The organism is Lachnoclostridium sp. An181, from assembly GCF_002160325.1.
Classification (GTDB): domain Bacteria; phylum Bacillota; class Clostridia; order Lachnospirales; family Lachnospiraceae; genus An181.
In genome coordinates this window covers 65018-81270 of sequence record NZ_NFKJ01000008.1, presented here as the reverse complement: position 1 = coordinate 81270, position 16253 = coordinate 65018, and the positions used below count along the sequence as shown (strand labels likewise).

The following is a 16253-nucleotide window of genomic DNA, read 5'->3' as shown; positions in this document are numbered from 1 at the left end:
CCGTCAATGCCGGCTCTGCAAATAAAAAAGAGGGAGCAGCAAATGTTCAACTCTGCAACGCCCTCCTGTGGTCCCAATGGTATCTTTCCCTCTATTAAAGCTCTTTCTTTTCACTCATGAACTCTACGAACTGACCGGTTCCGATCGCCACTACCTGCATCGGGTCTTCCGCAGTCATAGTGTTGATACCCGTCTTCTCTTCTACGAGCTCTTCCAATCCTCGAAGGAGGGAGCCTCCTCCCGTGAGTACGATTCCTCTGTCAAGAATATCTGCAGACAATTCCGGCGGTGTTCTCTCCAGCACAGAAATTACTGCTTCGACAATCTGTCCTGCCGGTTCGCGCAATGCTTCCTCTGTCTCAGAAGAAGTGACTGTCACAGTTTTTGGAAGTCCTGTCACCAGATTTCTTCCTCTTACTTCCATCGACTCTTCCTCCACAAGTGGATAGGTTGTCCCGATCTTAATCTTGATATCCTCCGCAGTCCTCTCTCCGATCAGAAGATTGTGTTTCTTTCTCATGTAGCGGACAATTGCTTCATCGAAATCATCTCCGGCAAGTTTCAGGGATGTATTTACCACTGTACCTCCAAGGGAGATAACCGCAATATCTGAAGTTCCGCCTCCGATATCTACGATCATGTTTCCGCACGCCTTTGAAATATCGATTCCTGCACCGATCGCCGCTGCCACCGGCTCTTCGATCAGATTGACTTCTCTTGCGCCTGCTGCAAAAGTTGCCTCCTCGACTGCTTTTTTCTCCACTTCCGTCACTCCGCTTGGAACGCATACACTGATGCGGGGTTTTTTGAATGTTCTTTTTCCAAGCGCTTTTTGCACGAAATATTTGATCATTTTTTCTGTCACTGTATAGTCAGAGATTACTCCCTTTCTCAGCGGTCTGACTGCCACAATATTTCCAGGTGTTCTCCCCAGCATAAGTCTTGCCTCTTCCCCGATTGCCTTAATAGCATTTGTATCTCTGTCAAAAGCCACAACAGATGGCTCTTTGAGCACAACTCCCTTTCCTTTTACGTATACAAGAACGCTCGCCGTCCCCAAGTCGATTCCGATATCCACTGACATTTAAATACCCCTTTCATTTATCTTATCTATTTCATACCTTTTAGTTGTCCCATAATTACGCATGTATCATTATAATAAAAATTCCGATAAATGGAAAGCACTTTTTTTTATTTTAGTTTTTCTTAAGGATTGTATCAATATATTTGCCTGTATAGGACGCTGGATTGGCCGCAATTTCTTCCGGAGTTCCAACGGCCACCACGGTACCGCCTCCGTCGCCCCCTTCCGGGCCAATGTCGATAATATAATCTGCTGTTTTTATAACATCAAGATTGTGCTCAATGACAATGACGGTATTTCCGTCAGCGGACAATCTGCGCAAAATCTCTGTCAGCTTGTGCACATCCGCAAAATGCAGCCCTGTAGTTGGCTCATCGAGAATATATACCGTCTTTCCCGTACTCCGTTTGCTCAGCTCTGTTGCCAGTTTGATCCTCTGTGCCTCCCCCCCTGAAAGTGTGGTGGAAGGCTGTCCAAGACGGATATAAGACAATCCCACATCATTGAGCGTCTCCATCTTCCTTCTGATACTTGGAACATTTTCAAAAAACTCCATTGCCTCCTCCACTGTCATGTTGAGCACATCATAAATGCTCTTTCCTTTATATTTTACTTCCAATGTCTCCCTGTTGTACCGTTTTCCCTGGCACACTTCACACGGCACATACACGTCCGGAAGAAAATGCATCTCTATCTTTATGATTCCATCTCCGCTGCATGCTTCACATCTTCCTCCCTTGACATTGAAACTGAATCTTCCTTTTTTATATCCCCTCGCCTTGGCATCCGCTGTCGCTGCGAACAGATCCCGGATCAAATCAAACACCCCGGTGTATGTCGCCGGGTTAGAGCGGGGAGTTCTCCCGATTGGAGACTGGTCAATGTCAATGACCTTATCCACCTGGTCCAGCCCTTCAATCCTTTTGTGTTTCCCCGGTATGGTCCTTGCCCGATTCAGCACCTTGGCAAGCTTTTTGTAGAGAATCTCATTGACAAGGGAACTCTTTCCGGAACCGGACACCCCGGTCACACAGGTCATCACGCCAAGAGGAAACTTGACATCAATATTCTTTAAATTATTCTCCGCAGCTCCTACCACTTTCAGCCAGCCTTTTGGCTCTGCACGAAATTCAGGGACCGGTATTTTTATCCGTCCGCTTAAGTATGCGCCGGTGACAGAGTTTTCATTCTCCATGATCTCTTTCGCTGTTCCGACCGCCACAACTTCTCCTCCGTGTTCTCCTGCTCCAGGCCCGATATCCACAATACAGTCTGCCTCCATCATGGTATCCTCATCGTGTTCCACCACGATCAGCGTATTTCCCAAATCCCGCAAATGTTTTAATGTGCGCAGAAGCTTATCGTTATCCCTCTGGTGGAGGCCGATACTCGGTTCATCCAAAATATACGCCACTCCCACAAGGCCGGAACCAATCTGTGTGGCCAGACGGATCCTCTGCGCCTCCCCGCCGGAGAGCGTACCTGTTGCCCTTGCAAGTGTCAGGTAATCAAGCCCCACATCAATGAGAAACTGGGTTCTTGCCTTGATCTCTTTTAAAATCTGTCCGCCTATCATCATCTGTGTGTTGGAAAGTTTCAGTTCTTCCAGGAAATTTCTCAACTTTTCAATGGACATGGATGTCACTTCATAAATATTTTTATCTCCAACTGTGACCGCCAGCGCACTTTTCTTCAGCCTTTGTCCTTTACATTCATGACAAGGGGTGATCCTCATAAAACTTTCATATTCTGCTTTTGTCGTTTCTGATCCGGTTTCTCGATATCGTCTCTCCACGTTTTTGATAAGCCCCTCAAAAGCTATATCATAGATTCCTTCCCCACGCTGTCCTTTATAATAAACTTTCACAGTCTTTCCATCCGTCCCGTGCAAAAGAATATTTTTTACCTTTTCCGGGTAACTCTCAAATGGTACATCGAGCCGGAAGTCATACTCCTTTGCCAGTGCATCCAAAATCGCTCTTGTATAACTGCCCTTGTCTGTACAGGACTGCCATCCAAGTACCACAATAGCCCCCTCATCAATGCTGAGAGAAGGATCCGGTATCATCAGCTCCACATCGAATTCCATTTTATACCCAAGCCCATAGCAGACCGGGCAGGCTCCAAACGGATTGTTGAAGGAAAAACTTCTCGGTTCAATCTCATCAATACTGATGCCGCAGTCCGGACAGGAAAAACTTTGGCTGAAATTCATCGGTTCCTGCCCGATCACGTCCACGACCAAAAGACCTTCCGCAAGACTTAATACATTCTCAATGGAATCTGTCAGCCTCTTTTCAATTCCCTCTTTGATGACCAGACGGTCCACCACAATCTCGATATTGTGCTTAATATTTTTATCAAGCTCAATCGTCTCCGAAAGCTCATACAGGCTGCCGTCCACTCTCACACGTACATATCCGCTTTTCTTTGCTCTCTCAAGCAATTTTGCATGTGTGCCCTTACGCCCCCTTACAACCGGAGCCAGCACCTGAATCTTTGTTGACTTTGGCAGCCTCATGATCTGGTCCACCATCTCATCCACTGTCTGCTTGCGTATCTCCTTGCCGCATTTTGGGCAGTGCGGAATTCCCACCCGAGCGTACAAAAGACGGAAATAGTCATAAATCTCCGTCACTGTCCCCACCGTGGATCTCGGGTTCCGGTTTGTAGACTTCTGGTCAATGGAGATGGCAGGGGAGAGCCCTTCGATGCTCTCCACATTTGGTTTCTCCATCTGCCCTAAAAACTGTCTTGCGTAGGAAGACAACGACTCCATATATCTGCGCTGTCCTTCCGCATAGATGGTATCGAACGCCAGAGAAGATTTTCCTGAACCGCTGAGTCCTGTCAGAACAACAAGCTCATCTCTTGGAATGTCAATATCTATATTTTTCAGATTGTGCTCATTTGCGCCTCGTATCTTTATATATTGTCTAACTGCATTTGCCATTTTATTCTTTCAACCTCTGTTTCAATTCAATTAATTTATCTCTCAGCTCTGCCGCTGCCTCAAAGTTCAGCTCTGCTGCTGCCTTCTTCATCTGTTTTTCCACGTCTTTGATCAATTTTTCAAGCTCTTTCGGGCTCATGGACTCCGGATCTTTTTCCATGCGCATCTCCTCGGACGCCACTTTCTTGAAAATAGTGATGGCATCGCGGACGGATTTTTGGATTGTCTTTGGTGTGATTCCATGCTCCTCATTGTATTTCATCTGAATCGCACGTCTTCTCTTTGTCTCCTCAATCGCCAGACGCATGGAATCTGTCACTGTGTCCGCGTACATGATCACATGTCCTTCCGAGTTCCTTGCCGCACGTCCGATCGTCTGGATCAGCGATGTCTCAGAACGAAGGAAACCTTCCTTATCCGCATCCAAAATAGCCACAAGTGTGATCTCGGGGATATCCAGACCTTCTCTCAAAAGATTGATCCCAACCAGCACATCAAATACATCCAGACGCATATCCCTGATGATCTCTGTCCTCTCCAATGTGTCAATATCCGAGTGCAGATATTTCACACGGATTCCAAGCTCCCTCATATAATCTGTCAGATCCTCTGCCATGCGTTTTGTCAGTGTTGTGATCAGAACCTTATTTTTCTTTTCAATCTCTTTGTATACTTCTCCTACCAGATCATCAATCTGTCCCTCCACAGGACGGACCTCGATTTCCGGATCCAAAAGTCCTGTCGGGCGAATCACCTGCTCTGCCCTTAAAAGTTCATGATCTTCCTCGTATTTTCCCGGCGTAGCGGACACGAACATGATCTGGTCAATCCGCTCCTCAAATTCCTGGAAACTTAAAGGACGGTTGTCCTTTGCAGAAGGAAGACGGAAACCATAGTCCACAAGCGTGGATTTTCTGGACTGGTCCCCCGCGTACATCCCCCCGATCTGCGGAATGGTCTTGTGGGACTCGTCTATTATAATAAGGAAATCATCCTTAAAAAAATCCATCAGTGTGTACGGCGGCTGGCCTGGCTGCAGGCCGGACAAATGCCTGGAGTAGTTCTCGATTCCGGAGCAAAATCCCGTCTCTTTTAACATTTCCACATCAAAGTTTGTCCTCTCGGCGATCCTCTGCGCCTCCAAAAGTTTTCCTTCCCGTTTAAAATAGGCAACTCTCTCGTCCAGTTCTTTTTCGATTTCTACCGCCGCTGCCTTTATTTTCTCCATCGGTACAACGTAGTGGGATGCCGGAGCAATGGCTACAAACTTCACTTCCGACTTCATCTCGCCTGTGAGTATATCAATCTCCGTGATCCTGTCAATTTCATCCCCAAAAAACTCTACCCTTACCGCAAGGTCGCTCTCCTGCGCCGGGATGATTTCCACAACATCTCCTCTTACCCGGAATGTTCCTCGGTGGAAATCCATATCGTTTCTTGTATACTGAATATCCGTCAGCTCTTTTAAGAGCTCGTCCCTGTCTTTTTCCATCCCCGGTCTTAACGGAATCATCATATTCAGATAATCCTCCGGGCTGCCCAGCCCATAGATACAGGACACGCTGGACACCACAATGACATCCCGCCGCTCACTTAAGGATGCGGTCGCGGACAAGCGCAACTTGTCAATCTCGTCATTGATGGAGGAATCTTTCGCAATGTAGGTGTCCGTGGACGGGACGTAGGCTTCCGGCTGGTAGTAGTCGTAGTAGGAGACGAAATATTCCACTGCGTTGTTTGGGAAAAATTCCTTGAACTCGCCGTAGAGCTGAGCCGCAAGGGTTTTGTTATGGGCGATGATCAGCGTTGGTTTATTCAGTTGTGCAATGACATTCGCCATCGTAAACGTCTTACCCGAACCGGTGACACCAAGAAGAGTCTGGCACTGGTTGCCCTCTTTAAAGCCCTTGACAAGAGTTTCAATTGCCTGAGGCTGGTCACCGGTTGGCTTGTATTCTGATACTAATTCAAAATGATCCATAGAAATCTCCTTTACGAATCTAGTATTTTCATTCTCTTCCGCTATTATAGCAAAGTATAAAAAGAAAGTACAGAACAAACATTCGAATTCATTCTGTACCTAAAGAAATCAAACAACCATATCACAAATGAAAATTGATTATTTCTTTAATCCTGTAATTATTATTACTACACCAATACATTCACCGCAACAATTCTCTTTTGAAACATTCGCGACATGACATATTTCATACTCTATTTTCCTCAATAAACTTAACAAAAGCCTGAGAATAATACCTGGGAACATATCCTAACAATTTTTGGTGCTTATTGACTACACGTAAATGATTTATAACGAAAACTTACCTCTTTCCGTGATCGTTTTACTCACAAGATATACTTTCACCCCAGACTGCTCATACAAGCATAGCAATCTTCTTTGCATGTATCTTGTTCTGCTCTTTTTGCATATTATAGCAAATATAATGATAAAAGTATATAGGATGAAAATCGAAAAAGAACGAATGTTCGATTTTGTACTCATTGTTTAAGCTTAAACTTTAGCTTTTCCCATATAATCCTTCCCCTTTTTCACTCTCCGCGCATCTAAAAGCACCCTGCCAGACCATTTATCGTCTAGCAGGGTGCCTCTCATCTCTTATTTCATTTTCAATTTCTTTTGAAATCTATCCTCTTTTTCTCCTGAACGCTGCAAGCGCTGCCAATGCTGCCGCTGCTGCTCCTGCCGCAAATGGAAGAGCACTTGTCTCATCTCCTGTTTTTGCGGATTTCTGTGCAGATGTTTTAGCTGCAGTTGTCTTGGTATCGTTCTTGTCTGTTGTCGTTGTACCTGCAGTATTCTGTGTTCCTGCATTTGCAAGGATCTGACCGTTATTTGTCTCACCTTTTCCTGTCTCTTTTGCGCTGTCGCTTGGAGTCAGTTTTGCAATTGCTCCTTGCAGTTCTGCCGCAGATGCATCTACCTTATCCTGTGTAGCGTTTTCATCAGCAAGGACTTCTTTTGCAGTTGCCAATGCTGTGCGCATTACTGCAAATCCCTCTGCCTCATAATCAGCCTCATTAAGACCTTCTGCCTGTGTCACAAGTCCTTTCAATGCATCTTTGTCAGGTTTGAGTCTCATGTTTGCCATAGCGCTCATCAGGTTTTGCCATGCTGTGTTTACTTCATCCTGCATTGCATCGCCATCTGCATAGACATCTCTTGCCGCTGCAAGAGCATCTGTAAATTCTTGTTTTCCTTCGTCCAGGTATGCATCAATGTTTGTTTCCATTGTCGCTGCAAGTGCGATCACTTTTTCAAGATCTGTTTTGTCGCCCTGCTTGAAGGACAAATACTGCATTGCTTTGATCAGTTCCTGCCATGCATTGTCAACCATGGACTGCGTAACAGTTGCATCGCCCTCCTGTACTCTTGTCAGGATATCTTTTGCGTTTGCAAGTGCTGCATTGTATTTTTCCACTACGGACTCCAGCACGCCATCTGTACTTACATCTTCTGTAAGGGAAAGTGCATACTCCAATACTGCTGTGGATACTTCTGCCACATAAACCGGAGGGATTGTGATCGCCTCGTCAAGTCCTTTTACTTCCACTTCGTAGATACGTGCTGCACTGTCTCCGCCCTGTGTCGGCTGGTCAATATACAATTTCACATATCTTCCAAGCGTAACCGGGATCGGATCTTCTGTAAGACCTGCTGTGTTTCCTTCCACACGCAGTACTTCCTTATAATCTGTTCCATTTTCACTGACTTCCACATGGTATGCTGCTGTGTTCAGGGAAGAACCTTCTCCACCTTTTTCAGCATGGTTGATAATGATTTCTGTGATGGTGCTTACTTTTCCCAAATCGATCTGCAGCCACTGCTGGCCGTAATTTGTTGTACACCATTTTGTATTTACAATTCCGTCGATTGCTTTTCCTGGGGCTTCGCTTGAAGCTGTATAGCCACTGGCAGTAGCTGTTTTATTCAGTGCAAGATTTACCTGCTCTTTCTTTGCGTCCTCGGAAACAGTGATAAGATTTGTCTTCACAATTTCGTCTTCACCGTTTTTATTTTTTGCTGTCAGGCTGATCGTATAAACTCCCTCTTTTTCATAGGAGATAACCGGATTTTCCTCTGTGCTTGTCTCTACGGCTGCCCCCGGCATTGACCACTCAAGGTTAGAAGAAGAAAGAGAGCTTTCATTTGTAAGTTGAATTTCTTCCCCCGGTGCTACGAATGTATTGGACACATTAAATGCTGCGCTTGGTTCAATACTGTAATCCAACACATCTGTGATAAATGCCAGAGCTGTCTGCTCAGATACCAGTTTTCCTGACTGAAGGGAAGATAGCTTTCCTTGGAGCTGATTTGTCAGATTCTGGATCTTCTCTTCATCTCTGTCATCTGCATTCTTCTCAAGGAACAGCTCAAGAGCCACTTTGTCATTTTCTCCCAGCGCTTTGAGCTTGTCCAGGTTGCCGCTGCAGTGTGAAAGCTCTTCTGCAGGAAGCTCTGCTTTTAACGTATCCGCTGCAAGGATCATATTGTCAAATTCTTTGTTCAGAGCATCGATCTCTGCTGTTGCATCTTCTCCTCTTGCAACTTTTTTCATCATTGTATCCATCAGCGTGCGCACTTCCGGTGCATCTGCCCTTCCGGTTGATGCCCATCCTGCAACAAGACGGGAAGAATGATTTGCAAACGTGTACATATATGGAGCTAAATCTCCATACAGTTCATTAATGGAGGTCTCAAATGATTTTTCATAATCATAAGCCGCTGTATTCCATGAATAATCTGCGCCTGTTGCAAGTGTGATCTTGGAAAGTTCTGCGTGTTCCATTGGGTTCATCACAAGGAAATCAACTTCATTTTCCAATCCCTTGTCAAGGCCGTAAACCGGTCCAAGTCCCAATTTGTTCTGGATGTAGTCCGTACAAGGATAATTCCACCAGATTCCCATTCTGTCGCCGTAAACGGATTTTACCTGCTGCGCATTGGCAACATCAATGCCTTCCGGAACAACTGCACTTCCTGTCCAGAGTACTTTTATACTGGAATCAAGAGTTTTTGCAAAGTCTTTTGTGTACTGACTTACTGTGCTTGCCACGCCCATTGCATTGGAATCATATTCTGTAGGAACCGTGATCAATGGTTTGATGTCACCTTTTGCCTGAATAAATTCTTTGTTAAAACGATTTAAAAGCTCTGCCTGTTTCACGCCGTCTTTGTTGGAGATATCATCGAAGAAGATTGCAAAACTGCGCACTCCCATGTCGTAAAGAGACTGGCATTTGGAAACCAATGCCTGATAGTCATTTTCCCCGTTCTCTCCGTCAAACTGAATGTCAATTCCAGGAGACAGCGAGAACACGAAATCTACTTTGTTTTCTTTTGCAGTGTCGATCAGCTCCTGCATTCTTTCCATCTCAGAATCCGGATATGGCTCTCTCCACTGTTCTCTGTGGTATGGGTCATCCTTTGGAGCATAGATGTATGTGTTCATCTTCATGTCTCCATAAAATTCAATCTGGCTTAAGCGATCTGCATGGCTCCATGGATTCCCATAGAAACCTTCAATCGTACCCCTAACAGACATGGTAGGCTCATCCTTGATAACGGCATCTGCAACTACAACATTTCCATCGCTTTCCTCTGCCAGCTGTTTCAGTGTCTGAACTCCGTAGAAAGTACCGTCTCCGCTCTTTCCTTCAATGGCGATCGTGCCTGCGTTGGAATCTTCAGAATCTACGGCCATCACATAGCCTTCTTCTCCAAGAGCATCCGCGTCCTCCATTCCAAGGCGTTCTTTTGCCTTGTCAAGGGCTGCGATCTCATCGTCCGCCTCTCCCAGGATAATGGTCGTATCCTGATCATCTGCTGTCTCGTTGACTTCAATGCCTTTGTCCGTCAAAAATTCTTTCAGCTCTCTCACCGCGTCTTTGTCCGCAGCGTCAGCTCCTTCGATGTTTACGGACTCTGTCATAGTCAGCTCCTGTCCGTCTGTACTCATCTCTTTTGGAGTCGGCACGATCTGGGCCCCAGCGGCTGCTTTTGCGCCGGTTTCATCCATGCCCTGTGCCTGCACTGCAGGCGCTGCGTTTCCTGTTACCATTGCCACTGACATGGTGGCTGCCAGCAATGTCTTTACTGTTTTATTTTTCATCTTATAACTTCCTCCTGTTGACCACAAACGGGGAGATGCCCAAAGGTATCTCCCCAATCACTCTTACATTTCTTTTCTGCGTTTTCTGGCAAGAAGTGCAAGTGCACATCCGCTGAGAAGAACAGTCATTCCTGCTGCCGGAACAGCGGTAGAATCCCCTGTCTTTGCAGATTTCTCCGTATTTGCTTTTGTGGATGTTGTATTCGTCTTATCTGCTGATGTTGTATCCTTTTTGTCTGTGGTATTCTGACTTCCTGCTGCATTTGCTACTGTCTCACCTTTTCCTGCTGTCTGTGCGCTTTCACCCGGTGTCAGTTTTGCCATTGCTTTTTCAAGCTCTGCTGCAGATGCATCCACGGTCTCCTGGGTTGCCTTTTCATCCGCAAGCACTGCCTTTGCGTTTGCCAGCGCTGTGCGCATAACTGCAAATCCCTCTGCCTCATAGTCTGCTGCATTGAGACCTTCTGCCTGTGCTACAAGACCTTCCAAAAGACCTTTGTCCGGTTTGAGCATCATGTTTGCCATTGCGCTAAGAAGGTTCTGCCATGCTGTGTTTACTTCATCCTGCATTGCATTGCCATCTGCATATACATCCCTTGCCGCTGCAAGAGCATCTGTAAATGCTTGTTTGCCTTCGTCCATATATGCATCAATGTTCGTTTCCATTGTCTCTGCAAATGCGATCACTTTTTCCAGGTCTGCTTTGTCTCCCTGTTTGAAGGACAGATACTGCATTACTTTGATCAGTTCCTGCCATGCATTGTCAACCATTGTCTGAGTAACACTCTTGTCACCGGCCTCTACTTTTGCAAGGATATCCTTTGCATTTGCCAAAGCAGCATCAAATTTTTCTTTTACAGCTGTTACCACACCGTCCGTGTCTGCTGTGGATGCAAGTTCAACTGCATATTGCAGAACTGCTGTGGAAACCTCTTCAAATTTTGTCTCGCTTTGTGCAAGAATTACTTCGTAAATCTTTGGTACAACCTGTCCGTCAAATGTAAACTTGACATCCAAAATGTTGTCATTAACCGGAATTTCTGTGACTTCCTGATCAAGAGTTCCAACTCCACGCCATTCCCCATCAACAGTTTTTACGCTGACTGCCGCATTGCTGATATTTGCTGTATCCTGAACAACAACCAGATTTTCAACATTTGTCAACGTTGTCATTGCATAAGTCAAAGAGTCATTTTCTTTGACACTCTCCGGTTCAAATGCAGTAGACAAATTGCCATCATACAAGTTTCTTACGTCACCAGAATCAAATGTGCCATCCACAAGAATTACCTCAGATTCCCCTGATACATCCTGACTCTCATTGTAGAAGATCTCATATACCTGAACCCAGTTGCTGCCGGTTTCTGTAGCTGTAAATCTCACATATCTTGCCAGCTGTCCTTCTGCATTGAAGGATGCTGTGCTTGTCCCCTGTCCATCGATCGTCTCTTGTACATAGTCATCGTCGGCAATGCTGTCGCCAATCTGTGTCCAAGTCACACCATCTTCAGAAATTTCCATCTTTGTTCCATAAAATGCGTCAAATTCGTGTCCAGGTCCTTTTGTATTCTCTGCAAAACAGATTTTTGTATCATACAACGGAATGACAGTGCCAAGATCTACTGTGACGTAACTGCCTTCACTCGCACCTGAGTATGAATAGAATTTTGTGCTCATATCTCCGTCAATGGCGTTTTCGATCACATAATTCTCATAAGCTCCAAGGTCTGTGGATACTCTGACATTCTTAGCTTTATAGACTGGTTTGATCTCGAATTTAGCAATATTCGCTTCCACATCTTCATCCGTCTTGTTAACCACACGGACATATGCTCCTTTGATATGTTCTGTCGCTTTCAGAACATTTCCTTCTACACTTGTTTCGGCATCATTCCACTCTATCCCGTTCAGGGAATACTGCAGTTTCAGATGATCGGCATTTGTCGTCTCTACTGTAACTTCAGAAATTACTTTTGCTTCAGGAATCATAAATCCTGCATATTCTCCATCTGCAAGAACAGCCTGAACATTATTGATAGAATAGTTCCCCATGTTAAACACAACTTCTGTTCCTTCTGCCTGACCGATTGCTTTTGCCGGAGTCTGTATTTTTATTTTGTTCAGCAAAACCATCTGAGCCTGATCATTGGTTTCTTTGAGCAATGGTTTGATACGTTTTTCTCCGACTCTTACCACATTCTCCACTGAACCGTCTCCATCCAGGCTGGCAATGGTAAAGGTTTCCGCTTTGTCTAAGTTTTCCTGAAGTATCTGCAGGTTTTTCAGGCATCCTGAGATATCTCCTTGTTCTGCAGCGATAAATGCGTCCATTCCGGCGATACCGGCTTCTGCGACTGCCTCATATCCATTTACAGACTGTGCAATTTCCTCTTTTAATCCTTCGTTGTTCAGATTTCTCAAGGCCATACAGTCTTCTTTCATCACTTGAAAATCACTCTTCAATGTCCCTGCTGCCTCTGCAACGCCTTCCCCTGTTTTAAGCGCTTCTGTCAGTGCATCCAAATCATCGACAAGATATCTGGATTCATCAAATTCAAATCCATTTTTGATGTAGGAACTGTTGTCTGCAAAGCGTTTGAATGCGTCTGCTGCTTCCGGAACGAGTTCTTCCACTGCGCGCTCCCAGCTGCTCATCTTCTCAAACTGTGGAACATTCCAGGAATAGTCAGCGCCGCTGAAGATTGCAACCTTTGACGCCTCTGCCTGAGGCATTGGGTTTAAGAAGAATCCGCTTAAGTTATCCACGTCGTTTGACAGATTTTCAAGCGGAGCCATCATGATGTTTCCAGGACAGTAATCGTTTACCGGATAGTTCCACCATGATGCAAGATTTTTATCTGTCACTCCAACCTCTTCTTTTGGCCATTCATAAATGTCTTTTTCGACTGCAGACATTGTGTTTGCACCTGTCCACATTACAACTATATCGTCATCCAGAGTGCCGAAGAATGGTTTGAAATACTCCTGCATGTCAGGTCCCCAGGCATTGCAGTACCTTGTTCCTACAACGATCAATGGTTTTACGTCGCCTTTCTTCTGCACAAACTCTCTGTTTACTCTGTTGATCAGGTCTGCATGCTGCTGTCCGCTTACAGTTCCTCCAAGGTCATCGTAGGAAATACCGAACTGGCGAACTCCGGCATCATAGAGCTGTTCAAATTTGCGGATCAGGGCATTATAGTCGTCATCCGTATCGTAATTAAATCCATCGCCCGGATGTACGCTCCAGCAGAAACTCATATTGTCTTTTTTGCCCTCTTGTGCCAGTTTCTGAAGTTCTTTTAGCTGGTCTTCCGGATACAGCTCTCTCCACTGCGCTCTGTGGTAAGGATCGTCTTTCGGAGCGTAAATATATGTATTCATTTTATACTTGCTGGAATCCTGCATAAGTCCCAGACGTGCGTCCCATGACCAAGGATATCCATAGAAACCTTCTACATATCCTCTCAATTTAATACTCGGATAATCCACCACTTCTGCTTCTGCAAATCCTGCGTCCGTTTTGTGCTCCATCATCTGGATCAAACTTACAACACCATAGTAGGCTCCATCCTCATCTGCTCCTATGATGGTAACCTCGCCTTTTTCATTTTCATCATCGCTTGTCTTGAGTACATAGCCCTGCTCTTCTTTGAGCGCCTGTTCATCGATCCATGCCTCTGCTTCCCCTTCACATACCGCACAGTCGTCTGCATCAGATGTAATGAAAATGTTTGCCGCATCTTCCTTCAATGCATCTGTCTTTTCATAGTCAATTCCTTCTTTCTCCAACAGACTGTCAAGCTTTGCCTCCAGGGCCTGGTTCTGATCGCCGTGGATAACGACATTGACCTTTCCTTTCAGATTCATCCCTTCGTCTGATGTCAGCACTTCCTCCTGCGGCTTTGGATAAATTCCGGTTTCTACAGTTTCTTCTGCCTTTGCGGATACCCCGGTATTGTCAGCCGTATGATATGATGTGGCTGCGTTTGCCGCCATAGGCACGACCAAAGAAACGGCAAAAGCTGTAGCTGCTGACTTTTTAAGCCATTTTTTCTTTCCCATGTCTTAGTCCTCCTGTAAATATTTTGTTTTACTACCCACCAAATTTGCAGGTTTTATCTTACTTATATATATTATAAAAGAATTAACAAAAAATCAATATCTTTTTGAAAAATTAACCAATTTTTGTTTTACTATATCATGTTTCTTCATCTATTATTTACTATAGATTACAATTTTATCAAAAATTTGATTGTACAATAAATATAATTATGCTCAAACGCCAAAACGGACGATATACCACTTTTTTGGATATATCGTCCGTTTTTCCTATAAATCAATGTTACTGTTTGCCGTCTCCCCGAAGGCTTAAAATACCCTTCAGCAATATTTTCGCATCATCCAGGATATAGTCAAACGCTCCCGCCTGATACATATTCAAAAGAATCATCCCTATCGGTACTGCTACTAAAAGTCCCAGTACACTCCCTACCTTATAACCAATGTACAGGAAAAACAGCGTCACGATCGGGTTTAATCCCATACTGTCCCCTACAAGCTTTGGCTGTATGACCTGTCTGACGATCTGCGTCGTTGCATAAAGCACCACCAACCCGACTGCATACTTGTAATCTCCTATAAGCAGTTTATAGATAAACCACGGGATCATGATAGTTCCTGTCCCAAAAACCGGCAGCATATCAATAAACGAAATGCAGATCGCCAAAAGGATCGCATATTTGACATGCAGAATGCTCAATCCAGCAAAAAGTATGACAGCCACCACGATCATGATCTTAAACTGCGCTTTAAAATACCCTCCGACTGCAGTGTGAAGGTTCTGGTTCACCAGTTTCATCCTCTTGCGCACAGACACCGGAGCCGCTTTATTGCACCACGCGATCACCTCATCTCTCTGTGCAATAAAAAAATATGCGGACATGATCGCCACAATGATCCCAATCAACAGAGAAGGGATTTTCTTCGCTACATTTCCGGCCGCAGCGACAGTAGGTGTGCTGATTTTCTGAATCAACTTGCCAATCCATTCGTCTATATTTGCAAGGACTGCATTTCCTCCTTTGCGGATTGCATCCGGAAGAATCTCTATCATGCCGTGCAGTTTTTCTCCAATGTCATGAATTCCCTGCTCTAACTCTGAGTACATTTGCGGGAAATTGTTGGAGAAATTTGCGATCTCCTGCACCAGTTTGGTAATTCCAAAATATGCTGCCAGCACGATGCCTCCCAGCACGAGAACAATGACAAGGGCTGAGCCGAATTTTTTCTTGATCTTCAGCCTCTTTTCCAGCCAGCAGACAAGGGGATGGGCAATCACTGAGATCAGCCATCCGATGACAAATGGCATAAAATACCCTATCAGCTTGATCCCTGCCACAACAAACAGTATGGTCGCCCCCACACTCAAAAGGAGGCTGACAGCTACTTTCCAATAAGGACGTTCTTTTTCCACGTTTATTCCACCTCGGTTTGACTTAAAAGTTCATTTTCCACAAACTCCCAGATTTCATCTCTTCCCTGTTTTGTCTGTGCTGAAAATGGAATGATTTTTGTTCCTTTCGCAAGCCCCAGCCCTTCACGCACCATTTTCATATGTTTCTGGACCTGGCTTCTTTTTATTTTATCCAGTTTCGTAGCAATAATAATCGGATAAAACCCTTGTTCCACGATCCAATCATACATCATTCTGTCATTTGCAGATGGATCATGCCGGATATCGATCAAAAGAAATACCACTTTTAACTGGCCGGAATTGTGAAGATATCTCTCAATCAGTTTTCCCCACTGAATCTTTTCACTCTCAGAGACTCTTGCATAGCCGTATCCCGGGAGATCCACAAGATATAATTCCTGATTGATATTGTAAAAATTGATCGTCTGCGTTTTTCCCGGAGTCGCTGAAATCTTTGCGTAAGCCTTACGGTTCATCAAGGCATTGATCAAAGAAGACTTTCCTACGTTGGATTTTCCGGCAAATGCGATCTCCGGCAACAGGTTCTTTGGAAGCGTGCTGGTGATTCCACATACGGTCTCCAGATTTACATTTTTTATAACCATTGTA

At 44.9% G+C, this 16253-nt stretch carries 7 protein-coding genes; all 7 read right to left on the bottom strand.

Going from position 1 to position 16253, the window contains the following annotated elements; all coding sequences use genetic code 11:
* Window positions 1–94: 94 nt before the first annotated feature.
* The 7 genes from B5F18_RS06865 to yihA all read right to left on the bottom strand — a co-directional run bounded on the left by B5F18_RS06865 (window position 95) and on the right by yihA (window position 16249).
* Window positions 95–1084: a rod shape-determining protein gene (locus B5F18_RS06865; protein WP_087156937.1), complete on the bottom strand. Its 990-nt coding sequence runs from the start codon at window positions 1082–1084 to the stop codon at window positions 95–97.
* Window positions 1085–1196: 112 nt separating this feature from the next.
* Window positions 1197–4037, bottom strand: coding sequence for an excinuclease ABC subunit UvrA (gene uvrA / locus B5F18_RS06860; RefSeq protein WP_087156936.1), 2841 nt, complete (start codon window positions 4035–4037; stop codon window positions 1197–1199).
* A 1-nt stretch (window position 4038) separates the two neighbouring features.
* A complete protein-coding gene (gene uvrB / locus B5F18_RS06855) occupies window positions 4039–6018 on the bottom strand; it encodes an excinuclease ABC subunit UvrB (RefSeq protein WP_087156935.1) in 1980 nt (659 codons plus the stop codon).
* Between the two features lie 664 nt (window positions 6019–6682).
* Window positions 6683–10168: a beta-N-acetylglucosaminidase domain-containing protein gene (locus B5F18_RS06845; RefSeq protein WP_087156934.1), complete on the bottom strand. Its 3486-nt coding sequence runs from the start codon at window positions 10166–10168 to the stop codon at window positions 6683–6685.
* A gap of 63 nt (window positions 10169–10231) precedes the next feature.
* Complete coding sequence (locus B5F18_RS06840; protein ID WP_087156933.1) at window positions 10232–14233, bottom strand: beta-N-acetylglucosaminidase domain-containing protein; 4002 nt, start codon at window positions 14231–14233, stop codon at window positions 10232–10234.
* A gap of 280 nt (window positions 14234–14513) precedes the next feature.
* Window positions 14514–15644: a sporulation integral membrane protein YtvI gene (gene ytvI / locus B5F18_RS06835; protein WP_087156932.1), complete on the bottom strand. Its 1131-nt coding sequence runs from the start codon at window positions 15642–15644 to the stop codon at window positions 14514–14516.
* A 2-nt stretch (window positions 15645–15646) separates the two neighbouring features.
* The gene (yihA, locus tag B5F18_RS06830) at window positions 15647–16249 is read right to left on the bottom strand and encodes a ribosome biogenesis GTP-binding protein YihA/YsxC (RefSeq protein ID WP_087156931.1); all 603 of its coding nucleotides are present in this window, start codon (window positions 16247–16249) and stop codon (window positions 15647–15649) included.
* Window positions 16250–16253 lie beyond the last annotated feature (4 nt).

Coding starts and splice junctions, on each gene's coding strand:
- B5F18_RS06865 (WP_087156937.1), bottom strand. CDS start 1,084: ATGTCAGTGGATATCGGAATCGACTTGGGGACGGCGAGCGTTCTTGTA.
- uvrA (WP_087156936.1), bottom strand. CDS start 4,037: ATGGCAAATGCAGTTAGACAATATATAAAGATACGAGGCGCAAATGAG.
- uvrB (WP_087156935.1), bottom strand. CDS start 6,018: ATGGATCATTTTGAATTAGTATCAGAATACAAGCCAACCGGTGACCAG.
- B5F18_RS06845 (WP_087156934.1), bottom strand. CDS start 10,168: ATGAAAAATAAAACAGTAAAGACATTGCTGGCAGCCACCATGTCAGTG.
- B5F18_RS06840 (WP_087156933.1), bottom strand. CDS start 14,233: ATGGGAAAGAAAAAATGGCTTAAAAAGTCAGCAGCTACAGCTTTTGCC.
- yihA (WP_087156931.1), bottom strand. CDS start 16,249: ATGGTTATAAAAAATGTAAATCTGGAGACCGTATGTGGAATCACCAGC.